The sequence below is a fragment of the Cupriavidus sp. 94F1 genome (assembly GCF_057798875.1).
Window position 1 is genome coordinate 284,062 of sequence record NZ_JBYOJT010000005.1, and the last position, 24,980, is coordinate 309,041.

The window sequence follows — 24,980 nt, forward strand, 5'->3', positions numbered from 1 at the left end:
CGCGACTTGGTTTGCCGTGCCCTCTCCCCCCCCTCTCTCCCGCAGGCGGGAGAGAGGGAGAACACCGATCGGCTTGCAAATGGCTGTGGCTTCGCTCCCCTCTCCCGCGCGCGGGAGAGGGGTTGGGGGAGAGGGCACAGCGCATCAGCAGCCGCTAACGCCTGCCTCGGCGCCACGCGGCGATGGCACCGGCGCCGATCGTCAGCGCCGCCAGCATCAGCGCGAACGCCAGGTGCCGCGCGCGTTCGGCGGGCGCTGCCGGCACCGGTACGACCTGTGGCGCCAGCCGCTGGCCGGTCACGTGTTCCGTGTCCGACTGTGCGATGGCCGGCGCGGCAGGCACGGCAGGGGGCCCAGGCACCGGATGCACCGGCGCGGCCTTCGTCTCCGATGGCGAAGGCCGCGCCTTGGCGCCCTGCCCGGCCGGCGCCACCACCGCATCGGCCAGTTCCCGGCCCAACGCCCGCATGTCGATCCGCGCGGCCTTGCCCTGCCGTGCGACATGCGCCATCAGCACCGGGTTGCCGCAGGTGTTGGCGGTGCATGACAGTCCGTCGCGTTGCACGCTTTCCGCGTACTGGCGCAGCAGTTCGCGGCGCTCGGCATCGGTGAAGCGGTAGCTGCCCTGGCGATCCACCTCCAGCAGGCGCGCCAGAATGCCCTGCCGCGCGTGCGGATTGGCCGCGCGGAAGAACGCGTCCATGCCCATGCCTAGCTTGTCGGCCACATAGACGTCGTAGGTCTGCTGCCAGAATGCGCCCGGCATCTGCTCGGGCACCGTCGCCTGGAAACCGTACAGGTGCTCCACTTCCTTGTACATCTCGCGGGCGCCCGCGTAGCCCGACCGCTGCATTGCGGCGATCCACTTCGGATTCCACTGCCGGGCGTTCAACTCGGTGGCCAGCCACGTGCGCGCATCGACGGTCTGCGTCTGCCCTTCCCGGCGCAGATTGTGCAGCCACAGGGGCGGCGCCGTGCCGCTGACCGCCCGCGTGGCGGCCGTCAGCCCGCCCGCGTACTGGTAGGTATCGTCGTTGTCCAGCGCCCCGTAAAGCGTGCTGGTGCGCGAGAACAGCACGGCCTGGTTCGATTTCAGATGGCTGGCCAGCGCCCCCGGTGCCGATTCGCCCCAGCCATCGGCCGAGTACGCGAAGTTCATGTAACGCAGGTACTGGCGGGCCAGGCCATCGGGCGGCCCCTGGGCGTCGCGGCTTTGCTCGACCATCTGCTGCACGCCGATCGCGTAGTTGCCCGGTTTCGCCGCGAATACGCGCGCCCGCGCCAGCCTGCCGGCCTGCTCCGGCCCGACGCCTTGCCGGGCCAACTCTGCGGCGACGTCCCGGTCATGGCGGCTAATTGCATTATTTCCGGCCGCGGCGGCCAGCCGGGCGGCCTTGTCCAGTAGCGCGATCTTGTCGCCAAACCCGTCGCGGTAAATGCCGGACGTGGTCAGCAGCACGTTCACGCGCGGCCGGCCCAGTTCGGCATCGGGAATCAACCGAACGTCCTCGACATTGCCGCGCGCATTCCACACCGGCTCCACGCCCATCAGGTAGAGCGCCTCGGCTTCCATGGCGCCCTGATGGCGTTCGGTCTCGCCATACCAGAGCACCATCGACACCGTTTCGGGCCAATTGCCGTGTTCGCGCCGGAAGCGTTCCAGCGTCTGCGCGGCCATCGCCTTGCCCAGCGCCCAGGCCGCGCGCGTGGGAATCCGGGCGCCGTCGAAAGCGTGCAGGTTGCGCCCGGTTGGCAGGCTGTCGGCCACGCGTACGGGATCGCCCAATGGCCCGCTGGGCAGATAGCGGCCCGCCAGCACCGTGATCAGCCCATCCAGTTCGGCCTGGGGCGATGCACGCAAGTCCGCCAGCCATTGCCGGCCAGCGTCCAGCGCACGGCGAGGATCGTCTCCGACGTCCTCCGCCAGGGCCGGTTGGTGGCCGGCCACCAGATTGGCGGCCCAGGCGTGCAACCGCGCCGGATCAGTCCTGGTACGGGCGCCCAGCATCATCGCCAGCGCGTCGGTCTGATCGGCGGGCGCGGGCATCTGACCCAGCACGTGGATGCCCAGCGGCATCGGCTCGGCCTCCACCTTGTGCAGGAAGGCATGCACGACCGGCTCGATGGTGTCCCACGGTGCGTTGACGTCCAGCCCCAGTTGCCGGTCCAGCTTCAGTGTCCGGATCTGTTCCAGCGCCTGCTTGCGGTACTGCGCCGACAGATCGGGCGCGCTGTCCCGCGTGGCATCGGCCTGTTCGATGGCTTCGTCCAGCGATGCCAGCGCCGGCGGCTGTCCGGCGGCAGCCAGCAGCGGCGCCAGGTGGCTCACCAGTACCGCCGCACTGCGGCGCCGGGCCTGGATGGCCTCGCCGCCGCCATCCTGGATATAGATATAGGCGTTCGGCAGGTCGCCCAGCAGGACTTCGGAGGCCTCGTCGCCAGATTGGCCCACCTGCTTGCCCGGCAGCCATTCCAGGGTGCCATGACGCCCGACATGCACCACGGCGTCGGCGCCAAATGCATGCCGGTACCACAGGTAGGCGGCCACATAGGAATGCGGCGGCGGCGTGATGGTGTCGTGCGCGGCGTCCATCGCCCTGTCGAAGGTGGAACGCAGCGGTTGCGGGCCGACGAACACATTGCCGAAGAACAGCCCTGGCACCACGAAGGCCGGCGCCCCGTTGGCATCGTGCGCGCGCATCAACGGGTTGCGTTCGGGAGGCCCCCAGGCGCGCACCACCGCATCGCGGAACATCGCCGGCAAGGTATCGAACCAGCGGCGGTACTGCGCCAGCGGCACCAGCTTGACGTGCCCGGCGCGTACCATGCGATCGAGTTCGCCGGGCGACCAGGTCTCCACGTTGCGGCCATTGGCTTCCAGCGGCGCGGTCAGCGTGGCGGTGTCGGGCATGTCGCGCCCGGTGTCGTAGCCGGCGGCCTGCAGCCGCTGCAAGATCTGCGCGAGCGTGGGCAGCGTCGCCAGATAGCTCGCGCCAATGTTGCCGCGTCCCGGCGGATTGTTGTAGTAGAGCACGGCCACACGCTTGCGTGCAGCCGGTTTGTCCTGCAGCGCAATCCAGCGCCGCACGCGCGCGACCACCGCGTCCACGCGCTCGGGCACGGCGGCGCTGGCCTTCGCGCCGTCGTGGTCTTCCTGCGTGGCAAACAGCACCGGCTCGGTGGCGCCGCTGCGTTCGGGCGCCCCCAGCAGCAGCGGCAGCCGCTCGCCGGCAATGCCGCGCACGTCGGCGTGCCACGCCGCGGCGCTGTCGCGCGTGGCCATCAGGTTGATGGCATGCAGGCCGTGGCGCGCCAGCCAGTCCTTGTCTTCGGCGCGCGGAATCGTCAGGTTCAGGGCCAGCAGCGCCCGCAGCGGCGTCGTGCCGTCCTGCGTCAGCAAGGCATCCAGGCTCGACAGCGGCCAGCCGAACGCCGGCACGGCGCCGATGCCCTGCCGTTCCAGCGCATCGACCAATGCATCGATGTGCGCCAGGTCGCGCTGGCGGTAGTGGGTGGCATAGAACGAGATGCCGACCAGCGGTGCATCATCGCGCACACGCCCCGTCGACCGATACCAGCGCAGGTATGCGTCCAACGACGCGAACGGCTGCGGTGCGCGCGGATGGTAGATGCCGGCCGCCGGCGCCGGCTTGACCGGCGGCACGGCGATCGGCGTCACGCCCGCGGCGCGCTGGTGCGCCGCGACAGCCGCCGCCAGCGCCGCGGCCAGGTTGTCGGCACCGCCCGCGTCCCAATAGGGTTGGATCGCGGCATTCAGCGCGGCATCGGTGTGGAGGCGCCAGGCACCTTCGGCCACGTCGGCGGGCGCGGCCGATACCAGCGCACCGCGCGACTGCGCCTGCTGTACGCCCGGTGCCATCTGCCGCAGCACCGCCGCCGGCACGAACCACGCCTGGATGACGTCGGCCTGCGCCAGGGTGCCGGCATCCGGTGCGGTCGTCGTAAAGGTGAATTCGGCCACGTCATTGCCATGCACGGCACGGAATGTCTCGGCGGCGGCCGGCAGCAGATGCGTTTGCGATGCCACCACCAGCACGCGCACCGGCGCGCCCCATGCCAGCATCGGCAGGATCAGGCACAGGCGAAGAAGGCATGGCAGCAGGCGCCGGCAGGCGGCAGAAAGCGCGGGCACGTCGGAAGCGGACTGGGGGCGTGGAGAGAGCTTGAGTGGCGGCGCAAAAAAGGGACGCCGGCGCGGCATTCTACCCGCCAGGCAGCCCTGCCCGTCATACGGCTGTGATGTATCCGCCCTCGGTATCGTGTCGCGTTGCCCCCGCTGTTGCAGCGGGCTAACAGGATGTGGTTTTTTTACCGACGACAGATTTTAGCCATGTCCGATACGGATAACGCTCCCAAACGGCAGCTTTCGCCACAATCGGCAAGTTCGCTACCAGGTCGGATGTAAAAAAGACAAAGCCGGGACATGCCCCAAGGCGGCTCCCGGCTGATGGGCGGTAAATCTACCCCACCATCCGGGTGACGGCAATCATTCTTGTGGGGGAGCCCACATGATGCATGGTGACCCATCGTGTACCTTGCGCCGAATCGTCTATATTTGACCGCATGGCGCGCACACAACCGAAACGACTCACACGCCGTACGACAGCCCCGGGAGGTAACTGCCATGCGTTCGCTTGCAAACTTGTTCAGTCCGCCGACGCCAGAGAAGATCGCCGAGAAGGAACTGCAAGACATGAGGCTGACGCTTTTCCAGGCAGAACGTCGCCTGCTTGAAGCGCAGATGCAAGTCGATTATTACCGCAACATGATCGCCTTCCTCGAAGAGGTACACGCCACCGGCGTGGAAGGCGTGGCGGACCGGCGCTTTGCGTCGCCGCCGCAACCCGAAACGCCGCAGTTGCAGGCGGCGCCCGCTCGCAGCACCCCTGGCCTGGCCACGATTCCGATCGTTCCCACGGCCGCCTGACCCCGCCTGGAAGCCTGACAAGCCGTCGCACGGACGCTCCGGCGCCCGTGCGATACTGGCCGCTTTCCCGCATTCACAGGAACGGCCATGAGCTTGCTGCCCGCCATTGAAATCGACACCGCACCGAATCCGACCCACGCCGTGATCTGGATGCATGGGCTTGGGGCGGATGGCAGCGACTTCGTACCCGTGGTGCCCGAGCTGGGCCTCCCCGACACCCTGGCCGTGCGCTTTGTCTTTCCGCATGCCCCGGCCATCCCCGTCACCTGCAATGGCGGCTACGTCATGCCCGCGTGGTACGACATCTATTCGCTCGACGAAGCCGGCCGCAAGGCCGACGTGGCGGGCATCAAGCAGTCGCGCGACGCCATCCGTGCGCTGATCGACCGCGAAATCGGGCGTGGCATTCCGGCCGCGAACATCGTGCTGGCCGGATTCTCGCAAGGCGGCGCCATTGCCTACACCACGGCCCTGACGCACCCGCAGACACTGGCCGGCGTGATCGCGCTGTCCACCTACATTCCGTCGCCCGAACTGATCGCGGCCGAAGCCACCCCGGCCAACGCCAACACGCCGATCTTTGCCGCCCACGGCACGGCCGACGATGTGGTGCCGTTGACCCTGGGCACCCGCGCCCGCGATTTCCTCACCGAACGCGGCCAGCCGGTGACCTGGCATGCGTACGGCAACATGCCCCATTCGGTCTGCCTGGAAGAGATCGCCGATATCGGCACATGGCTGCAGGCGCGCTTGGGCTGACAAGCCTTTCTGGCGCTTCCGTTGCCGGGTGCGCTACCGGGTGCGTTACCGGGTGCGTTACCGGGTGCGTTACCATCACGCGCCCCGCCCTTCAGGATTTTCGCCAATGATCCCCGCCTCGCCGCCCCCCCGCATCGATTTCAACACCCGCAAGGCGCTGATGTTCGCGCTGATGGCCGAACGGCTATCCGCGTTCTACGAACACGGCCAATGGATGACCGAAGCCCAGGGCGCCACGCTGGCCGGCAACTGGCTGTCGCGCTCGAAGCTGCAGCTGGCGCTGTCCGAGCGGCGCCTGCTGTCGGACCTGAGCGACCAGCTGGCCCGCCAACTGGCCGCCACACTGTCGCGCGAAGCCGGTCTGTACGCCTCGCACGAGATGATGGAAGCCCTGGATCCGAACTACCAGTCAGCCTTCGCCCACGACATGCTGGACGAATGCGACCGGATGCTGCGCGAGAATGGGGTGGAGGATTGATGTAGATTAAACATCACTTTACCTGGCGTCCGGCCGCGAATTATTGACTTTTATCCCCGTTTCAATAAATTATCCAACTCAGGATAATTCAAGATAAACGGATGCGCTACTTCAGCAGACCGGAGCTGGCCTCCGAGCTCGCCGCCCAGTTGCAGGGCCTTGCGGTATTTGGCGACGCACAGAACGGGCTGTTTCTCGCGGCACCCCGACGCACCGGAAAATCGATGTTCTTGCAGTACGACTTGCGCCCGGCTCTTGAAAAGGCGGACGTACTGGTGATCTACGTCGATCTCTGGTCAGACCAGCGGAAGGACCCCGGCGCGCTGATTGCGGAAGGGATCGCGCACGCACTGGCCGAGAATCAGGGCGTGGTGGCCCGCACTGCCCGCAAGGCGCGCCTGGAAAGCGTCACCATCGCGGGCACGCTGAAGATAGACACCTCCCGGGTGGGCAGTATCGACGGGGCGACATTGCCGCAGGCCCTCCAGGCGCTGCACAAGAAAACGGGCAAGCCCATCGCGTTGCTGATCGACGAAGCCCAGCATGCACTGACCAGCGAATCTGGCGAAACCGCCATGGCCGCACTGAAGTCAGCGCGCGATCAGATGAACACGCCCGAGGCTATCGCGCTAATGCTTGTCATGTCCGGCTCGGACCGCGACAAACTGTTACGGCTGGTCAACACCACCAGCGCCCCGTTCTACGGCTCGTCCATCCACCAGATGCCCACCTTGGGCAAAAGCTATGTGGCGCACGTCGCGGCACTGATCGAGCAGCAACGCAGCGAGTTGCGGCCAGTCGATCAGCCGGCGCTGCTCGAAGCGTTCCAGCTTTTCGGATATCGGCCACAGTTCTTCCATGCTGCCATCGGGGAATCGTTGAACCCGCTGGAAGCCGATAACGGCGAGCGGTTCGAACTGCGCGTACTTGCCGCCGCCCGCAGACGGCAGGCGCAGGACACGGCACAGATGAAGTCCGACTACCTGGGCCTCAAGCCGCTTGAGCAGGCGGTGCTGGCACGGATGCTGTCGATCGGCAGCAAGTTCCGGCCTTACGACGCAGAATCGCTGGCGTTCTACCGTCAGCAATGCCCCGGCATGACCGTTTCGCCGCAAAAAGTCCAGGCGGCGCTGGAAAGCCTGCGGGACCGATCGCCGGCTCTGGTATGGAAATCGGCCCGCGGCGAATATTCCGTGCAGGATTCCACCATGCACGAATGGTTCAAGGAACTCAGCGAGCGTGACGGCTGGCCGCCGTCCGAAGGCTGAGGCCCCGTCCAGTTGTCTACGGCGCCTGTACCGCCGCCCGTTTCACGCTTTTCGGATTCAGTCGTTCGGCATCGAGCCGGCGGAACACCAGGGCGGAGAACAGCGTGATAATGCCCACCGACAGGAAGGCCAGCCGGTAGGCCGGCGCCGCGACACCGAGTTTCACCGAGAACAGACTGACGAGCCCGCCGCCGATGGTGACGCCCAGGCCGATGGCCAGCATCTGAACCATCGAGAACAGGCTGTTGCCGCTGCCGGCGTCCTCGCGGGTCAGTCCCTTCAGCGTCACGCTGTTCATCGCCGCGAACTGCATCGAATTGGCGGCGCCGAACGTGGCCAGCTGCACGATCGACATGGCCAGCGGCCAGCCCGGCGAAATAGCCGAGAACGACGCGATCGAGGCGCCGACGATCACCGTATTGACGAGCAGGAACGTGTCGTAGCCAAAGCGATTCACCAGCGGCACGATCCAGCGTTTGGAGATCGTGCCGGCAATGGCCACCGGCAGCAGCATCATGCCGGAGTGCAGCGGCGAATAGCCCAGCTGCAGCTGGAACAGCAGCGGCAGCAGGAACGGCACCGCGCCCGACCCGATCCGGCAGACCAGGTTGCCAATCAGGCCCACGCTGAAGTTGGGCTCGCGGAACAGCGCCAGCCGGAACAGCGGCGTGGCATGCCGGCGCGCATGGGGGATATAGAGCAGCGCGCTGCCGATGCTGATGGCAGCCAGCAAGGCACTCCACGGGCTATGCGCGCCGTTTTCCAGCGCCAGCGAGAACGTGACCATGCATAGCGACAGCAGACCGCAGCCAAGCCAGTCGAACGGCGGCGCCACACCGGCTTCGCCCGCGGGCAGGTAGCGGCGTACCGCGAAAAGTCCCACCAGCCCGACCGGCACGTTGATCAGGAAGATCCAGTGCCACGACGCGCTCTGGACCAGCCAGCCGCCCAGCACCGGCCCGAAGATCGGCCCGACCTGCCCGGCAATCGACACGAACGCCAGCGCGGCGATGTACTGCTCGCCGGGGATGTTGCGCAGCACGGCCAGCCGGCCGACCGGCAGCAGCATCGAGCCGCCCACACCCTGCAGCACCCGCGCAATCACCAGTTGCGTGAGCGTATGCGCCGTGGCGCAGAACACCGAACCCAGCACGAAGATCAGGATGGCGCTGAAGTAGACGCGGCGCGTGCCGAACTTGTCGGCCAGCCAGCCCGATGCCGGGGTCAACATCGCCATGGTCAGCGTATAGGCCACCACCACGGGTTTCAGGTCGAGCGGCTTTTCGCCCAGGCTGTGCGCCATCGATGGCAGCGCGGTATTGACGATCGTGGTATCCAGCGTCTGCATGAAAAAGCCGGCGAAGACAATCCACAGCATGGCCTTATGGGAGACGGCCTGGCGGGCGGCGGGGGCGGGGGCGGTATTCATTGGGAAAATCCTGCTGTCATGCCAGCCCGGGAGAAACCCGGACCGTGCAAGCATGGTACGCACCCGGCACCCCATCGGGAACCCCTCTGGGTTTATTGACTGCCATCGGAAAATCCGATGACAATGCACCGATGCTCAATCCCGTCTGGATTCACACCTTCGCCACGGTGGCCACCGCGCATAGCTTTACCGACGCCGGCCGCCAGCTTGGCCTGTCGCAATCGTCGGTCAGCGACCACATCCGCCGGCTGGAACAGCACGTCAACCGGCGCCTGTTCGTGCGCGATACCCATTCGCTGGCGCTGACGCCCGATGGCGAGGCGCTGCTGGTACATGCCCGCCTGATCCTGGAATCGCTGGCCCGCGCCGAGCAGCAGTTCAGCGCGCCGCGTCTGCAGGGTCGCGTTCGGCTCGGTTGTTCCGAAGACCTGGCGCAAGGGCCGCTGCCCAATGTGCTGGCGGCCTTCCGCGCCACGCACCCGGACGTGGAACTGGAAATCACCATCGGCATGACCAGCAAGCTGTACGAATGGATCGAGGCCGGCACGCTGGACCTGATCATCGGCAAACGGCGGGAAGGAGAACGGCGTGGCGTGCCGCTGTTTCGCGGCCAGCTCGAATGGCTGGCGCGGCCCGGGACCGTGGTCGATGTGGGCCAGCCGCTGCCGCTGATCCTGGTCAACGAGCCCAGCGTCACACGATCGGTGGTGCTCGACACCCTGGCCACGGCGGGGTGGCGCTGGCGGGTGGTCTGCACCAGCAGCAGTCACTCGGGCTGCATTGCCGCGGCGCGCGGTGGCCTTGGCATCACGGTACGGGCGCAGAACCTGACCGGCGGCGGACTGGTGCCGCCCGTCAATGTCGATGCCCTGCCCGCCCTGCCCGACGTCGAATTCATCACGCTGGCCGCGGGGCGCCTGTCCCGCCCGGCCGACACCCTGCTGCAGCTGATCCGCAAGAGCGACCTGCGGGCACGCGTGGACTGACGCGCCCATCCCGGCCAACCGGGCCAGCCGGATCAGCCGGATCAGGCGGCCGGCGGGTCAGGCCGCCGGAAGCAGCGTGCGCAGCGCCTGCCAGGCCGTCAGCAGGTGGTACGGCGTGGTGGACGGCATTTCGGCCCGGATGACGGCGCCGTCCGGCGCCAGGCACTCGTGCCAGCCGCGCGCGTGCAGGAAGCGTGCGCGGAACCGGTCGATCCAGGTTTCCAGTTCGGCCAGCGCCGCCGCGTCCTGTTCCACCGATGCCTTGACCATCAACGCCCGGGCGAATTCGGTCTGGGCCCAGATCCGCTCGGTGGCGTCCTGCACCGCGCCGTGGCCGTCGAGCGCGGCACACACGCCCAATGTGGCATCCGCCACGCCATGGCGGCGGGCGAACGCAAACGCCTGCGGCAGCGACGCGGCCAGCGGGCCATCGGCAAACAGCGCCGGGGCCGTCATGACCAGCGAATACCACTCGAACTGATGGCCGGGCTCGATCCGGTTGCCCGGCGTGCCCTGCGGCAGTTCGGCAACGCAACCGTTGGCCGGGTCGACAAACCGGACGTGGACGGCATCGGCCAGCGTCTTCAGCCGCTGGGCCATCCAGGCGTCGCCGGTGATATCCAGCGCCGCCAGGTAGGCCTCGGTCAGGTGCATGATCGGGTTCTGCAGCACACCGCTTTCGTTGGGCCCGAAGTTCTGCGCCAGTGCCGCGTGATAGAGACCGTTGCCGTCGGCAAAGCGCGCCTCGATCGCGGCGATGGTGCGTTGCATGGTCTCCAGCGCCGCGGCGTCGCCACTGGCCCGGTGGTAATGCGCGCAGGCGAACACCACGAAAGCGTAGGTATACAGATCGCGCGTGGCATCGAGCGGCGCACCCCGCGCGTCGATGCTGTAGATCCAGCCTCCGGCACCATCGCCAAAATGGCGAACCAGCGAATTGAACAGCGTGGCGGCGTGCGGCAGATTGCCCATCGTCGCAAAGACATAGAGCTGGCGCGCGCAGGCCATGGCGCGGTAACGCTTGTCGGGCAACGGCTGACCGGACACGCCGTCCAGCGCCTCGTGCGCGAGCGCCATCGACGGATTCCAGCCCGGCCCCGTCCAGGACGGCAGGACGGCGGTATCGAAATGCGCCAGCAGCGCGGCAATGCGGTCGGTAAGGGTCGTGGAAACAGGCATGGTAGAGGTCCGGTCTGCCGTCCCCGGGCGCGACATGGCCCCCAGGAACCCAAGGCCGCACACGATATCAGGACCGATGCCCCCAGCATAGGCCGCGGACGCCGCACTGCGGCATTTCCTGCTGGAAATGGCGCGGTGCGGTGCTATGTTGAAAGTCCACCGGGGCCCCTGCCTGGTGGTGAATCAACGGAGTACCGTTATGCAGACCCATCCGATGTCCCTGTCCGACCAGCGCCGCACCCTGGTCATGCATGTCATGGAAGACCGGCCCGGACGCTACACCTGGCGCATCATCGTCGAGGAAAAATGCGGCGGCGCCGACTGCGACAGCACCATTGAGGCGCAAACCGACTATCCGTCGCACGCCGAAGCCGAAGCTGCCTGCTGGGTCGCCGGCAATGGCATGCTCGACGGCCGGCGCACCACGGACGAAGTCGCCGGCACCCGACACTAGTCGAACCGAACGTGGTTGCAATGCGTGAATTTGCGTGACATTACGTGACGATGCGACCCAATGGGCGCTTGAAGCGCCGCTGAGCCCCTTGAACATGGCCGGAGGCCGCCATAGGCTGGAAGCCCGTAGGGAGAAAAGCGATGGACAAGCCGACCGTTAGCCCCAACCGCTTTGTCGAAATCCTGAACGAGCGGCTGACCCAGCATCCCCTCTATCGCGAGGGGATGCACGTGTACGCCATTCCGGCCCATTCGGAAACCCCGCGCAGCCTTGTCTGCGTCGGGCCACGTGGCACCGAGGGGATTTGCGCCACGATCGAGAACATCGTTCGCGGCGAGTGCGATGTCTTCCCGGATATCGCACAGGAATGGCATCGCCAACCACCGAGGCCGCAACGCGCGCACCACGCACGCTGAGCGGCGCCGCATCCAGGGCCCATGGCCGGCATTGCGCCGGCCTGCCACACATTGCTTGCCGCCCGCCAACGACCGCCCCCACTGGCTGGCCGGCTGGACTGTCTTTTTCGACACAATCCTGCACCAACCGCTCCGGCTGGATACAATGACTGCCGCTATCCCTGCCCGGAGCGCCGATGAAGAAAGCATTCGAAATCGAAGGCGCGGTAGACGGCTTGCCCGTTGCCCGCGTCCAGTCGATCCCGGAAACCAGTGAGGCCCGCGCCGCTGCCGTGGCCGCCACCGTGGCCCGCACGGCCATCGATCTGGCGGACCACGCCATGCGCAACTGGACCGACCCGCTGGACGGGCCGGTGCGCATCGGCTCGGCCGAACACCTGCGCATGTTCTGCAACATGTTGTTGCAGACCCACAACCCGTACAAGCCGTCGGTCATCGACTGGCCAAAGCTGCCGCCCGACGCGCTCAAGCGCGTGACCTCGCTGCCCATCTGGGATATCGCCGTACAGACCGAAGGGCGCGCATCGGTACGGGTGCACAGTTTTGCCGCCCGCCAGAAGGATGCCCTGCTGCGCAGCGCGCTGGAAATGGATGCCGACGAGGAAGCGCGCCACAAGGTGGTGCTCTCGAAGCTGGTACAGGCGTACGGCATCACGCTGGCGCCTGAACCCGAATACCTACCGCCCGCCGACGCCGAATGGGGTTGGCTGGTCACCGGCTACAGCGAGTGCATCGACAGCTTCGCCGCTTTCGGCCTGTTCGCGGCAGCCAAGGATTCGGGCTTCTTTCCGGCCGAGCTGGTGGAGACCTTCGAGCCGGTGATCCAGGAAGAAGGCCGCCATATCCTGTTTTTTGCCAACTGGGTGGCCTGGTATCGCAAGAGCCTGCCGTGGTGGCGCCGCCCGGCCTTCGCACTCAAGGTCGCACGCGTCTGGCTGTTCCTGATCCGCGAGCGCATCGGCCTGGCCAAGGGCATCGACGTCAAGGCGGACGGCACCGCGCAGGACGCCAACTTTCCGATGAACGCCGCCGGATCGCTGGGCCAGACGCTGTCGGCCGGCGCCATGATCGATCTGTGCCTGGCCGAGAACGAACGGCGCATGGCGGGGTATGATGCGCGCCTTGTCCGGCCCACCACCGTGCCCAGGCTGGCCCGCCTGGCGCGGCGATTCATCAAATAAGACCCATGCTGCTGTTCGGATTGTCCCTGCTGACCCTGGTGGTCTGGTGCGTACTGGTATTCGCCCGCGCCGGATTCTGGCGCGTGCGCAAACCCGCCCCCTCCCCTCAACCGGCCCACTGGCCGCCTGTGATCGGCGTGATTCCGGCCCGCAATGAAGCCGATGTGATTGCCCGCGCCGTGACCGGGGTACTAAGCCAGCAATATCCTGGCCGCCTGCAGCTCGTCGTGGTGGACGACCACAGCACCGACGGCACGGCCGATATCGCCCGGGCCGCCGCCGTTTCCATCGGCAAGGGCGAAGCGTTGACGGTGATCGGCGCGCGCGACCTGCCGGCCGGCTGGAGCGGCAAGGTCTGGGCGCAGTCCGAGGGGCTGGCCGCTGCCGACCAGCGCATGCCCGACGCCGCGTTCGTGTTCCTGACCGACGCCGACATCTGGCACGGCCCGCACACCGTGCGTGAACTGGTCGCCCGCGCCGAACACGAGCAGCGCGACCTGACGTCCCTGATGGTGCGTCTGCGCTGCGAATCGTGGTGGGAACGCATGATCGTGCCGGCTTTTGTCTTCTACTTCGCCAAGCTTTACCCGTTCCAGCGCGTCGCCGACCCGCACAGCAAGGTGGCCGGCGCGGCCGGCGGCTGCATGCTGGCGCGGCGTTCGGCACTGGCCCGGATCGGCGGCTTTGCGGCGATTCGCGGCGAGCTCATCGACGACTGCAGCCTGGCGGCGAAGATCAAGGCAGGCGGTTCCATCCGGCTCGACCTGGCCGACGACAGCGTGTCGCTGCGCCCGTATGACGACTGGCAAAGCCTGTGGAACATGATTGCGCGCAGTGCCTATACGCAGTTGCACTATTCGCCGCTGATGCTGGCGGGTGCCACGCTGGGCATGATCCTGACCTATCTGGCCCCGCCCTTGCTGGCGCTGGCCGGCGGCGCAGCGGCATGGCCAGCCTGGCTGGCCTGGGTCTTGATGGCAATCAGCTACCGTCCGATGCTGCGCGAGTACCGGCAGCCCGCATGGCTGGCACCGCTGCTGCCGCTGACGGCGCTGTTCTATCTGGGCGCCACGCTCGATTCGGCGCGCCGCTTTTATCTGCGCAGGGGCGGTCAGTGGAAGGGCCGCAACCAGGCGCCCGTCCGCTCCTGAGCACCTGGCGGTCGGGCCGCGCCCGGCCGGTTATTTCAAGTAACCGTTATCGCGGAACCAGTTCAGCGCATCGCGTAGCGCCTCCTGGTATGGGCGCGCGGTATAGCCCAGCTCGCGCTCGGCCTTGGCCGACGTGAAGAACATCCGGTATTGCGACATCTTCAGGCCGTCAACGGTCACGAACGGCTCCTTTTTCGTGAACTGGGCAACGGCTTCGGCCACCCGGGCAATCGGGTACAGCGGCCAGCGCGGTAGTTCGATGGTGGGCGCCTTGCGCCCGGCCATGCCGGCGATGTCCGCCAGCATCTGCCGCAGCAGCACATCCTGGCCGCCAAGAATGTAGCGTTCGCCGATGCGGCCTTTTTCCAGCGCCAGGAAATGACCGTTCGCCACATCGTCGACGTGGGCGAGGTTCAGGCCGGTATCGACGAATGCCGGGATTTTTCCCGTGGCCGCCTCGACGATGATCCGGCCCGTCGGTGTGGGGCGCACGTCACGTGGCCCGATCGGCGTGGACGGATTCACGATCACGGCGGGCAGCCCCTCGGCCACCAGCCGCTCCACCTCGCGCTCGGCCAGCACCTTGCTGCGCTTGTAGGCGCCGATGGCCTCGTGGCCCGCCATGGCGGCGGTCTCGTCCACCGGACCGGTGGCGCCGGCTACCCGCAGCGTGGCGACGCTGCTGGTATAGACGATGCGCTCGACGCCGGCGTCCCGCGCCGCGTTCATCGTCGTGACCGTGCCGTCCACGTTGGAACGGACGATTTCCTCGGGATCGGGCGCCCACAGGCGGTAATCGGCCGCCACATGGAACAGGTAGCGGACGCCGGCCATGGCACGCGCCATGGCGGCTGGATCGCGCATGTCGCCTTCCACGATCTCTACCGGCAGCCCGGCCAGGTTGGCGCGCGGACTGGTGGCACGGACCAGCACCCGCACCTGGAAGCCGCGCTCCAGCGCCTGGCGCATGACCGAAGAACCCAGGAAGCCCGAAGCCCCTGTCACGAGAATGCAATTGTGAATTTCAAATCCCCTATGGGCGTTGCGGACGCGTTGAACGAGAATCCGCCGTTATACCAAGACGCAGGGCGGCATTTTCACCGGAATGACCCTGTTGGCAACAGCCAACGCGGCGGCATGAAAATCCGACCCGGTATATAGTACCTACCGTGAACCGGAAAAGTGATGCCGGAATACCAAAATAACTGATGTCTTCGAATCTTCACAAGAGGGTCGGGGGGCCGTCTCCATGCAGGTGATCCTTGCCAAACCCAGGGGCTTTTGCGCGGGCGTGGTCCGTGCGATCGAAATCGTGGACCGTGCCCTGATCAAGCACGGCGCTCCCGTATATGTTCGCCACGAAATTGTCCACAACAAGCATGTGGTGGAATCGCTGCGGAAAAAAGGCGCGCGCTTCGTCGAGGAACTCGACGAAGTGCCGGGTGACGCGGTCACCATCTTCAGCGCCCACGGCGTGGCGCGTAGTGTGATCGCCGAGGCACAGCGCCGCGATCTGCACGCGATCGACGCCACCTGCCCGCTGGTGATCAAGGTCCATAACCAGGGCCGCCAGTACGCCGCCGCCGGTCGCCACGTGATCCTGATCGGCCACGCCGGCCACCCCGAGGTGGAGGGCACGATGGGGCAGATTCCGGGCAAAGTGCTGCTGGTCCAGGACGAGGCTGAAGTGGCCGCGCTGGACCTGCCGGCCGACGCACCTGTGGCATATATCACCCAGACCACGTTGTCCGTGGACGACACCCGTAATATCATTGCGGCGCTCCACCGGCGTTTTTCCGATCTTGTGGGGCCGAGCACGCGCGATATCTGCTATGCCACGCAAAATCGGCAAAGTGCGGTACGGGAATTATCCGCGCGCGTGGATGTCATTCTCGTGATCGGGGCCACCAACAGTTCGAATTCGAACCGGCTGCGCGAAATCGGCACGGAAAGTGGCGTGCCGAGTTACCTGATTGCCGACGGCAGCGAACTGGACCCGGCCTGGGTCCGCAACGCCGACGTGGTTGGCATTACCGCGGGTGCTTCGGCACCCGAAGACATGGTGGAAGACGTCATTGCCGCCCTGCGACGCCTTGGTCCGGTCAACGTATCGGTCATGGAAGGCATCGAGGAACATGCCGAATTCCGCCTGCCGGCTGAACTAGCCGATGCAACGCTGGCCCCAGGGGCCAGACGAACAACTGATATCAGTGACGCCCAGCTTGCCGACCAGACGGCGGCCGGCTGAACCGACACACTGAACCTGACAGGAAGCACCCCCTTGGCCATTCCGTTTCTCCAGGTCGCCCGCGTAGGCGCCTACATCGCACGCAAGCATCTGTCCGGGCAAAAGCGTTACCCGCTGGCCCTGATGCTCGAACCCCTGTTCCGCTGCAACCTGGCCTGCTCCGGCTGCGGCAAGATCGACTATCCGGACCCCATCCTGAACCAGCGCCTGTCGGTGCAGGAATGCCTGGAAGCGGTCGACGAATGCGGCGCCCCCGTGGTGTCGATCGCCGGCGGCGAGCCGCTGCTGCACAAGGACATGCCGGAAATCGTGCGTGGCATCATCGCCCGCAAGCGTTTCGTCTACCTGTGCACCAACGCCCTGCTGCTGGAAAAGAAGATCGACCAGTACCAGCCGAGCCCGTATTTCGTGTGGTCGATCCACCTGGACGGCGACCGCGAGATGCACGATCACTCGGTCAACCAGGAAGGCGTGTACGACCGCTGCGTCGAAGCCATCCGCATGGCCAAGGAACGTGGCTTCCGCGTCAACATCAACTGCACGCTGTTCAACGATGCCAAGCCGGACCGCGTGGCCCAGTTCTTCGACTCGGTCAAGGCGATGGGCGTGGACGGCATCACGGTGTCGCCGGGCTATGCCTACGAACGCGCGCCGGACCAGCAGCACTTCCTGCACCGCGGCAAGACCAAGCAACTGTTCCGCGACATCCTGGCGCGCGGCAACGCCGGCAAGAAGTGGGCGTTCAGCCAATCGACGATGTTCCTGGACTTCCTGGCCGGCAACCAGACCTACAAGTGCACGCCGTGGGGCAACCCGGCACGCACCGTGTTCGGCTGGCAGCGTCCGTGCTACCTGGTCGGCGAAGGCTATGTGAAGACCTTCAAGGAACTGATGGAAGGTACCGACTGGGACGCCTACGGCGTTGGCAACTACGAAAAGTGCGCCAACTGCATGGTGCACAGCGGTTTCGAGGCGACGGCCGTGGCCGACACGTTCTCGCACCCGCTCAAGGCGCTGGGCGTGAGCCTGCGCGGCGTGAAGACCGACGGCCCGATGGCCCCGGACATCCCGCTGGACAAGCAGCGCCCCGCCGAATACGTGTTCTCGCGCCACGTGGAGATCAAGCTGGCCGAGATCGGCAACCTGAAGAAGGCGCAGGGCAGCCGCGCCGAGGCCGTCCAGGCCGCGCAGGTTCACTGAGCACCATGAAAAACGGCCGCCCGATCTTCGATCGGCGGCCGCTTGAAGAAAGACCGGGACTGGGCGACCAGACCCGGTTTTTTTATGCTGGGTCCCCAGCGCCTGCCGGTTACGCGCGCGCGTTGTGACTGTTCAGGTACTTGATCAGCCCGTCGATGCCGTCGCGCGCCACGATGTCCGCGAACTGCTTGCGATACACCTCGATCAGCCACGCGCCCATCATGTTGATGTCGTAGATCTTCCAGCCGTCGGCGCCCTTCTGCAGGCGGTAGTCGATCAGCATTTCGTCGCCGTTGTTCATCACACGCGTCGCCACGACCGCGTCACTGGCGTTATTGCCAGATTTGGCGGGCTTGTACGAGAACTTCGGGCTCTGTTCGCGCAGTTGCGACAGCGACACCGCATAGCTGCGCACCAGCAGTGCCGTGAACTGTTCCTGGAGCGTTTTTTGCTGCTCTGGAGTGGCCTGCTTCCAGGCATTGCCGACCGCCAGCCGCGTGGTGCGGCCAAAATCGGTGAAGGGCAGGAATTCGCGCTGGACAACGGCGGTAATTTTTGCAAGATCTCCGGCGCGGGTTTCAGGATCGGACTTGATCTTCGTGATCACGCCTTCGACGGCGGACTGCACGAGCTTGTCCGGCGCGGCGCTGGTATTGACTTGCGCGTGGGCGGCAGACACGACGACCACCGCGGCGATCGGCGCGATGATGGCGGCGGGAAGGATTCCGTAACGGTTCATGACTCATCGAAGCAATACGGCCGGGTTGGCCAGTCGAGCCAGTATATAGCGGATCGCGATGTTGCCTCGCTGCCAGGCGCGCGTGGCGGCGGGTGCGGAATGCCCCGCTTCAACCGCTATACTCCGGGTGCCGCCCATGCGCCCCCGCCGCATCGGGCGCTGAAGATACAGGACTCATGATCAGACCGCTGCTGGTTCGCACCGTCAAATTCGCCACCGTTCACGCCTGGCTCGTGATCGGCATCGCCCTGCTGCTCACCCTCGGCAGCGGCGTCTATGTTGCTCGCAATTTCGCCATCAATACCGACATCAGCCGCCTGCTGGAATCGGACGCCCCGTGGGCGAAAAACGACGCGGCCATCAGCGAAGCGTTCCCGCAGCGCGACAAGATGATCCTGGCCGTCGTGCAGGCCCCGGCCAAGGAACTGGCCGACGCCGCCGCCAACGAACTGGCCGACGCGCTGCGCCAGCAGCCCAACCGCTTCAAGGCCGTGGGCCAGCCCGGCTCGGGCCCGTTCTTCGAACGCAATGGCCTGCTGTTTGCCGATACCGCCAGTGTCCAGGACATGGCCGGCAAGCTCGGGCAGGCCCGGCCGCTGCTGAACAACCTGGCGCACGACCCCACGCTGCGCGGCCTGTCCGACCTGCTCACCACCACGCTCAACCTGCCGCTGCAGCTTGGCCAGATCAAGCTGTCCGACATGGACCAGCTGCTGGGCGAAAGCGCCCGTACCATCGATGGCGTGCTGGCCAACAAGCCCGTGGCGCTGTCATGGGCAGGGCTGGTCGACGACAGCCTCAAACCCAATGCCGACGGCCGCGCATTCAGCTTCGTCACGCTGTCGCCGGTGCTGGACTTCAGCGACCTCAAGGCCGGCTCGGGCGCCAGCGATGCCATCCGCGCCGCCGCCACGCAACTGAAGCTGACCGAACGCTACAACGCCGTGGTGCGGCTGACCGGCCCGCAGCCGCTGGCCGACGATGAATTCGCCTCGGTCAGCGAAGGCGCCGTGCTCAACGGCGTGCTGACGCTGATCGTGGTGATCGGCATCCTGTGGATGGCACTGCGCTCCGCCCGCCTGATCACGGCCGTGCTGGTGAGCCTGCTCTCGGGCCTGATCATGACCGCCGCGCTGGGTCTGATGATGGTCGGCGCGCTGAACATGATCTCGGTGGCTTTCGCGGTGCTGTTCGTGGGCCTGGGCGTGGACTTCGGCATCCAGTTCGGTGTGCGCTATCGTGCCGAACGGCACGACCACGGCGACCTGGATCAGGCCCTGACGCTGGCCGCCCGCGACGTGGCCGGCCCGTTGACGCTGGCCGCAGCCGCCACGGCGGCCGCCTTCTTCTGCTTCCTGCCCACCGATTACCGCGGGGTGGCCGAACTGGGCAAGATTGCCGGCGTGGGCATGTTCATCGCCTTCGCCACCACGTTCACGATGCTGCCGGCGCTGATCCGCGTGCTGGCGCCGCGCGCCGAGGAAGAAATGCCCGGCTTCGGCTGGCTGGCCCCGGCCGACGCGTTTTTCGAGCGCCATCGCAAGGGCACGCTGGTTGGCGTGCTGGCCGTGCTGATCGGCGGCGCCCCGCTGCTGCCGCACCTGCGCTTCGACTTCGACCCGCTGCACCTGAAGGATCCGCACTCGGAATCGATGTCCACGCTGCTGGCGCTGAAGGACGCGCCGCAGGCCGGCACCGACGACATCAAGGTGCTAGCGCCCACGCTGAAGGATGCCGAAGCCACCGCCACGAGGCTCAAGGCGCTGCCCGAGGTGGCGCGCGTGGTCACGCTGAAGACCTTCATTCCAGACGATCAGGCTCCCAAGCTGGCCATCATCGCCGGCATGGCCAAGAGCCTGATGCCGGTGCTGACGCAGCCGACCGCTACGCCGGCCACCGACGCGCTGCGCGTGGCGTCGCTGCGCAATGCGTCGCGCCAGCTGTCGCTGGCCGCGCTCGATCACCCGGGCCCGGGCGCCGAATCGGCCGAACATCTGTCGCGCGCGCTCAAGCAGCTGGCTGACGCGACGCCCGCCGTGCGCGACCGCGCCGAGCTGGCCGTGGCGCTGCCGCTGCGCCTGGCACTGGGCTCGCTGAAGAACGCGCTGCAGCCCGAACCGGTGTCGCAACAGACGCTGCCGCCCGAACTGGCGCGCGACTGGCTCGCGCCGAATGGACAGGCGCTGGTCAATGTGAGCCCGAAGCTGCCGCCGCCCGGTGCGAAGAACGAAGCCGCCCGCGAGGCGGCGCTGAGCAAGTTCATTGCCGTGATGGCCCGCGTGCAGCCTGACGCCACGGGCGGCCCCATCGCCATCAAGGGATCGGCCGATACCATCATGAACGCCTTCATCCATGCCGGCATCTGGGCGGTGCTGTCGATCACGGTGCTGCTCTGGATCACCCTGCGCCGCGTCGGCGACGTGCTGCGGACCCTGATCCCGCTGCTGGTGTCGGGGCTGGTCACGCTGGAGTTGTGCGTGGTGCTCGGCATCTCGCTGAACTTTGCCAACATCATCGCCCTGCCGCTGCTGCTGGGCATCGGCGTGGCGTTCAAGATCTACTACGTGATCGCCTGGCGCCACGGCAAGACCAAGCTGCTGCAGTCCAGCCTCACGCATGCGGTGCTATATAGCGCCGGCACCACGGCCACGGCCTTCGGCAGCCTCTGGCTGTCGCATCACCCCGGCACGGCCAGCATGGGTAAGCTGCTGGCGCTGGCGCTGATCTGCACGCTGGCCGGTGCCGTATTCTTCCAGCCGATCCTGATGGGCCGCCCGCGCCGCGAACTGAACGGCCGTGCGGAACCGCTGGGACCGTCGCTTCCCCCTCTCACGGTGGCTACGACCATGGCACAATCTGCCGATAAATCTTCAGGGTCGGACGCTGGCAAGTCCCGGCGGTAGCCGGGGCGCCTACCGGCGCAGTTCGGATGGACGTGTCCCGGCGCTGCCGGGTGCGCCGTCCCCACATCACAAGAAACGAAAAAGACTGTCTCGACATGCTCTCCCGTCTTTCGCTCCTGCGCGCCGCGGCGCCTGCATCGCCCCGGCTTGCCACCGCCCTGGCCGCCGCATCGCTGACCCTGCTGGCCACCGGCTGCGCCACAGGCCCCAATGCCAACCCGGCGGACCCGCTGGAGCCGATGAACCGGGTCGTCTTCACGGTCAACGACAAGGCCGACACCTACGTGGCCCAGCCGCTGGCCAAGGGCTACAAGGCCGTCACGCCGGAACCGGCACGGCTGGCCGTCACCAACTTCTTCAACAACTTCTCGGACGTCGGCAACTTCGCCAACAACGTGCTCCAGGGCAAGCCCGTGGAAGCGGTGGAAACGATGATGCGCGTGGCGGTCAACACGGTGCTGGGTATCGGCGGCCTGATCGACGTCGCCACGGCCGCCGGCATGCCGCGCCATTCCACGGACTTCGGCCTGACGCTGGGCACCTGGGGCGTGCCGGCCGGCCCATACCTGGTGCTGCCGCTGTTCGGCCCCAGTTCGATCCGTGACGGCGTGGGCGTGGCGGGGAGCATCTTCCTGGACCCGGCGCACTACTTCGATACGGCCTGGCGCTATTCGATGTTCGGCCTCAACGTCGTGAACACCCGCACCAACATGCTGGGCGCCACCGACCTGCTGTCGCAGGCCGCGCTGGACAAGTACGCCTTCGTGCGCGACGCCTACACGCAGCGCCGCCAGTACCTGCTGACCGGCGGCGGCGACACGCTGCCGACGTATGACGAGGAAGAGGAATCGTCGCCGTCCGCACCGGGAGGCAAGGCAGCGCCCAAGACCCCGGAAGGCGAAGCCAAGCCCGACACATCGACCAAACCCGAGACCCCGGCCACGCCGGCCCCGGCACCGGGCATGGCCAAGTAGGCGCCGCCTGCTAAAAAAACGCCCACGCCGGGGCACGGCGTGGGCAGCAAGACCACGGATGCGGTGTCCGTGGCCCGACAGATCGTAGGCAATTTCTTCAAAAGAGATTGCCAACAATTGTGTCGGCAAGCATTGCGACTTGATCGCTGGATGATCGCCGTCAGCCGGCGCGCGAGCGCAGCGGCAGCCAGATCGAGAATGTGGCACCCTCGCCCGCCGCGCTGCGCAGCATCACCCGTCCGCCGTGGCGTTCCGCCACCGTTTTCACGAAGACCAGACCCAGGCCGCTGCCCGACGGGGCATCGCTGGCCGGCGCATGCACGCGGCTGAACGGCCGGAACAGGCGCGCCTGCGCCTCGGGTGCGATGCCTGGGCCCAGATCGGTCACCTCGATGGCCATGTAAGGCCCGAGCCGTCGCAGACCCACCGTGACCGGCGCGCCGTCGGGGCTGAACTTGATGGCATTGCTGACCAGATTGGCGATGGCCCGCACCAGCAGCGCGGGCGCCGCGCGCAACGTCACGCCGTCGCCGTCCAGGTCGAGCCGCAACTCGATGCCGCGGGTCCTGGCCAGCGCCCATAGCTCGTCGGTGGCATCCAGCACCAGCGCCGTCAGGTCCACCTCGGCAAACGGCAGGCTTTGCGATTCGGCCTGCGCCAGCCGGATGAAATCGTCCGCCAGCGCCAGCGTGCGCTGGGCATGCTCGCCGATGCGGCCCAGCAACTCTTCCTGTGTCATCGCCCGCTCGGGCCGCGACTGCAGGTCGATCAGCGCCAGGATCGACGCCTGCGGCGAGCGCATGTCGTGCGACAGGAAGTGCAGCGTCTGCTCGCGCTGGCGTTCGGCGCGGCGCACGGTGGTGATGTCGATCAGGCTGACGATGACGCCCGCCGGCCGCCCCGCCTCGCCGTGCAGCGGCGCGCCATGCAGCAGGTAGCGGCGGTCGTCCTCGGTAGCCAGTTCCACGCCGTGCGAATCGGATGAGGACATCACGGGCGCGTCGGCATCCAGCGCACCGCACAGGGCATCCCAGTACGCCAGGCCGGGGCCGGGCACCGGGAACAGCGTCTCGATGACGTCCGGCAGCCCCGGGCGGTCGAGACCGCCGTAGGCGTCGGCGTAGGTATCGGCATAGGCATCGGCATCGGCGGTCGGCAACTCGCCCAGCCGGGCAGGCTGCGGCAGGTCGTTGATGCCCTGCAGCACCACAGGCACCAGCGCCACCGCACGGCGATTGGCCACCAGGATGCCGCCGTCCAGGTTGCAGATGACGGTGGCCTCGGGCAGGCTTTCCAGCCCGTCCGACAGAAAACGCCGCATGTCGCGCAGCCGGGCAGTCATGTCGTAGACGGCCTGCATGCGGCCATCGAGCGAATGGTCAATGCGGGCCGGGGCGCCCAGCAGCCCGGGCTCGCGCATCAGGCGCGCCAGTTCCTCGGACAGGAACCGCAGCGCGGCCTCCTGGCGCCGCCAGCTCCAGAGCGGGTAGACGAGCAGGCAGCCGAATACGGCCGCGGACGGCGCAAACCAGAGCTGCATGCTGCCCACGAGCATGATGCTGCCGCCGATCAGGGCGGCCACCAGCACGGCCACGGCGATCAACGCGTCACGCGGGGTCAGCATCCAGGCCGCCAGCGCGGCCAGCAGCACGGGCAGCAATGTGGCGAACCATCCGGCCAGGTCAGGCACGCGCACGATGCCCGTGCCGTCGCGCAGCGCCTGCAGCGTGTTGGCCAGGATCTCCACGCCGCTCATGCCGCGTCGGTCGCGCGACACCGGCGTGGCGACCACGTCGCCAATGCCGGTGGCCATCGCGCCCACGATCACGTCCTTGCCGCGGAAGAAGCCAGCGCCCAACTGGCCGGACAGCACGTCGAGCACCGACACGCGCGCGAAGGTGCCGGGTGGCCCCACGAATGGAATCCGCAGGCGGTCCTGGCTGATCCAGCCCGCGCTGTCGATGCGCCGTGCTCGTTCGTGGCGGAACGACTCCGGCGACGGCGGCGACGGCTGCCCGTACGCGGCCATCGCGGCGGCGAAATGCCAGACCGGCGGCGAATCGCCATCGCCCTCGCGCAGATAGACGGAACGGGCCACGCCGTCGGCATCGACGCTCAGGTTGATATGGCCGTTGGTGGCGGCGAACGCTTCGAGCGGATGACGCATGACGGGGCCGGCCGCACTCGCTTCCGCCACCACCGGCAGGATCACGTTGCGCGCGCGGGCAATGGCCTGGGCCAGTTCCATGTCGTCGGCCGGATAGCGGATGTCAGGCTCTGACAGCATCACGTCCAGACCGATCACGCGCGGCTTGTCGGCCGCAATATGGTCGATCAGTGACGCCAGCACCGTGCGGCGCCACGGCCAGCGGCCGATGGCCCCGATGCTGGCATCGTCGATGGCCACCAGTACGATGTCGTTGCGCGGGGCATGGGGCTGGCTGGCGATGGAAAAGTCCAGCAGCGCCAGGTCGGCACGCTCGAACCAGTTGAAACGCGCCACCACCGCCGTGGCCACCACCACGGCGGCCAGCAGCAGCACCCACTCCACGCGGGTGCGACGATGAAAGAAGGCGGCGGCCCGGCTAGCGGACACCCGTCTCGACGCCACGATTTGATCTGCCAGGCAGAATCAGGCCGACCATGCCGCCACACCGCGCCGCACAC

The 24,980-nt window shown here is 67.1% G+C and carries 19 protein-coding genes; 13 read left to right on the top strand and 6 right to left on the bottom strand.

Annotated elements, in window-relative coordinates; genetic code table 11:
• Positions 1-154: 154 nt before the first annotated feature.
• On the bottom strand, positions 155-4,153 hold the full coding sequence (locus tag AC3FJ6_RS14975; protein WP_488772627.1) for a cobaltochelatase subunit CobN: 3,999 nt from the start codon (positions 4,151-4,153) through the stop codon (positions 155-157).
• A 492-nt stretch (positions 4,154-4,645) separates the two neighbouring features.
• Between AC3FJ6_RS14975 and AC3FJ6_RS14980 the strand changes: the two genes are divergently transcribed.
• From AC3FJ6_RS14980 to AC3FJ6_RS14995, 4 genes are all read left to right on the top strand, one after another.
• Positions 4,646-4,948: a hypothetical protein gene (locus tag AC3FJ6_RS14980; protein WP_400397355.1), complete on the top strand. Its 303-nt coding sequence runs from the start codon at positions 4,646-4,648 to the stop codon at positions 4,946-4,948.
• An 87-nt stretch (positions 4,949-5,035) separates the two neighbouring features.
• Positions 5,036-5,707: an alpha/beta hydrolase gene (locus AC3FJ6_RS14985; RefSeq protein WP_488772629.1), complete on the top strand. Its 672-nt coding sequence runs from the start codon at positions 5,036-5,038 to the stop codon at positions 5,705-5,707.
• A gap of 106 nt (positions 5,708-5,813) precedes the next feature.
• Positions 5,814-6,185: a hypothetical protein gene (locus AC3FJ6_RS14990; protein ID WP_153949304.1), complete on the top strand. Its 372-nt coding sequence runs from the start codon at positions 5,814-5,816 to the stop codon at positions 6,183-6,185.
• Between the two features lie 101 nt (positions 6,186-6,286).
• Positions 6,287-7,453: an AAA family ATPase gene (locus AC3FJ6_RS14995; RefSeq protein WP_488772630.1), complete on the top strand. Its 1,167-nt coding sequence runs from the start codon at positions 6,287-6,289 to the stop codon at positions 7,451-7,453.
• A gap of 16 nt (positions 7,454-7,469) precedes the next feature.
• On the opposite strand, the gene mdtD is transcribed toward AC3FJ6_RS14995, so the two are convergent.
• On the bottom strand, positions 7,470-8,882 hold the full coding sequence (gene mdtD, locus AC3FJ6_RS15000; protein ID WP_488772631.1) for a multidrug transporter subunit MdtD: 1,413 nt from the start codon (positions 8,880-8,882) through the stop codon (positions 7,470-7,472).
• A 131-nt stretch (positions 8,883-9,013) separates the two neighbouring features.
• Between mdtD and AC3FJ6_RS15005 the strand changes: the two genes are divergently transcribed.
• Positions 9,014-9,868, top strand: a complete 855-nt coding sequence (locus AC3FJ6_RS15005; protein ID WP_488772632.1) for a LysR family transcriptional regulator — start codon at positions 9,014-9,016, stop codon at positions 9,866-9,868.
• A gap of 57 nt (positions 9,869-9,925) precedes the next feature.
• Here AC3FJ6_RS15005 and AC3FJ6_RS15010 read toward each other — a convergent pair whose 3' ends face one another.
• Positions 9,926-11,047, bottom strand: coding sequence for an AGE family epimerase/isomerase (locus AC3FJ6_RS15010; RefSeq protein WP_488772633.1), 1,122 nt, complete (start codon positions 11,045-11,047; stop codon positions 9,926-9,928).
• 199 nt (positions 11,048-11,246) lie between these two features.
• On the opposite strand from AC3FJ6_RS15010, the gene AC3FJ6_RS15015 reads away from it, so the two are divergent.
• The 4 genes from AC3FJ6_RS15015 (at position 11,247) to AC3FJ6_RS15030 (ending at position 14,249) form a co-directional block, all read left to right on the top strand.
• Positions 11,247-11,501 (top strand): hypothetical protein, encoded by a 255-nt coding sequence (locus tag AC3FJ6_RS15015; protein ID WP_488772634.1) that lies wholly within the window; start codon positions 11,247-11,249, stop codon positions 11,499-11,501.
• A gap of 140 nt (positions 11,502-11,641) precedes the next feature.
• The gene (locus AC3FJ6_RS15020; RefSeq protein WP_488772635.1) at positions 11,642-11,917 is read left to right on the top strand and encodes a hypothetical protein; all 276 of its coding nucleotides are present in this window, start codon (positions 11,642-11,644) and stop codon (positions 11,915-11,917) included.
• A gap of 320 nt (positions 11,918-12,237) precedes the next feature.
• Positions 12,238-13,098, top strand: coding sequence for a ferritin-like domain-containing protein (locus tag AC3FJ6_RS15025; protein ID WP_194946577.1), 861 nt, complete (start codon positions 12,238-12,240; stop codon positions 13,096-13,098).
• 5 nt (positions 13,099-13,103) lie between these two features.
• The gene (locus AC3FJ6_RS15030; RefSeq protein WP_488772636.1) at positions 13,104-14,249 is read left to right on the top strand and encodes a glycosyltransferase; all 1,146 of its coding nucleotides are present in this window, start codon (positions 13,104-13,106) and stop codon (positions 14,247-14,249) included.
• Positions 14,250-14,279: 30 nt separating this feature from the next.
• Here AC3FJ6_RS15030 and hpnA read toward each other — a convergent pair whose 3' ends face one another.
• Positions 14,280-15,260, bottom strand: coding sequence for a hopanoid-associated sugar epimerase (gene hpnA / locus AC3FJ6_RS15035; RefSeq protein ID WP_488772832.1), 981 nt, complete (start codon positions 15,258-15,260; stop codon positions 14,280-14,282).
• Positions 15,261-15,498: 238 nt separating this feature from the next.
• On the opposite strand from hpnA, the gene ispH reads away from it, so the two are divergent.
• Together ispH and hpnH are read left to right on the top strand one after the other, a co-directional pair.
• Entirely contained in the window at positions 15,499-16,497 is a 999-nt protein-coding gene (gene ispH, locus AC3FJ6_RS15040; RefSeq protein ID WP_488772637.1) for a 4-hydroxy-3-methylbut-2-enyl diphosphate reductase, read from the top strand.
• A gap of 33 nt (positions 16,498-16,530) precedes the next feature.
• Entirely contained in the window at positions 16,531-17,697 is a 1,167-nt protein-coding gene (hpnH, locus tag AC3FJ6_RS15045) for an adenosyl-hopene transferase HpnH (protein ID WP_092597627.1), read from the top strand.
• A gap of 109 nt (positions 17,698-17,806) precedes the next feature.
• Here hpnH and AC3FJ6_RS15050 read toward each other — a convergent pair whose 3' ends face one another.
• Positions 17,807-18,436: an MlaC/ttg2D family ABC transporter substrate-binding protein gene (locus AC3FJ6_RS15050; protein WP_488772638.1), complete on the bottom strand. Its 630-nt coding sequence runs from the start codon at positions 18,434-18,436 to the stop codon at positions 17,807-17,809.
• A gap of 176 nt (positions 18,437-18,612) precedes the next feature.
• Here AC3FJ6_RS15050 and hpnN point away from each other — a divergent pair, with 176 nt between their 5' ends.
• Complete coding sequence (gene hpnN, locus AC3FJ6_RS15055; RefSeq protein ID WP_488772639.1) at positions 18,613-21,339, top strand: hopanoid transporter HpnN; 2,727 nt, start codon at positions 18,613-18,615, stop codon at positions 21,337-21,339.
• Between the two features lie 95 nt (positions 21,340-21,434).
• Positions 21,435-22,313, top strand: a complete 879-nt coding sequence (locus AC3FJ6_RS15060; protein ID WP_488772641.1) for an MlaA family lipoprotein — start codon at positions 21,435-21,437, stop codon at positions 22,311-22,313.
• Positions 22,314-22,473: 160 nt separating this feature from the next.
• On the opposite strand, the gene AC3FJ6_RS15065 is transcribed toward AC3FJ6_RS15060, so the two are convergent.
• Positions 22,474-24,909, bottom strand: coding sequence for a CHASE2 domain-containing protein (locus AC3FJ6_RS15065; RefSeq protein ID WP_488772642.1), 2,436 nt, complete (start codon positions 24,907-24,909; stop codon positions 22,474-22,476).
• Positions 24,910-24,980 lie beyond the last annotated feature (71 nt).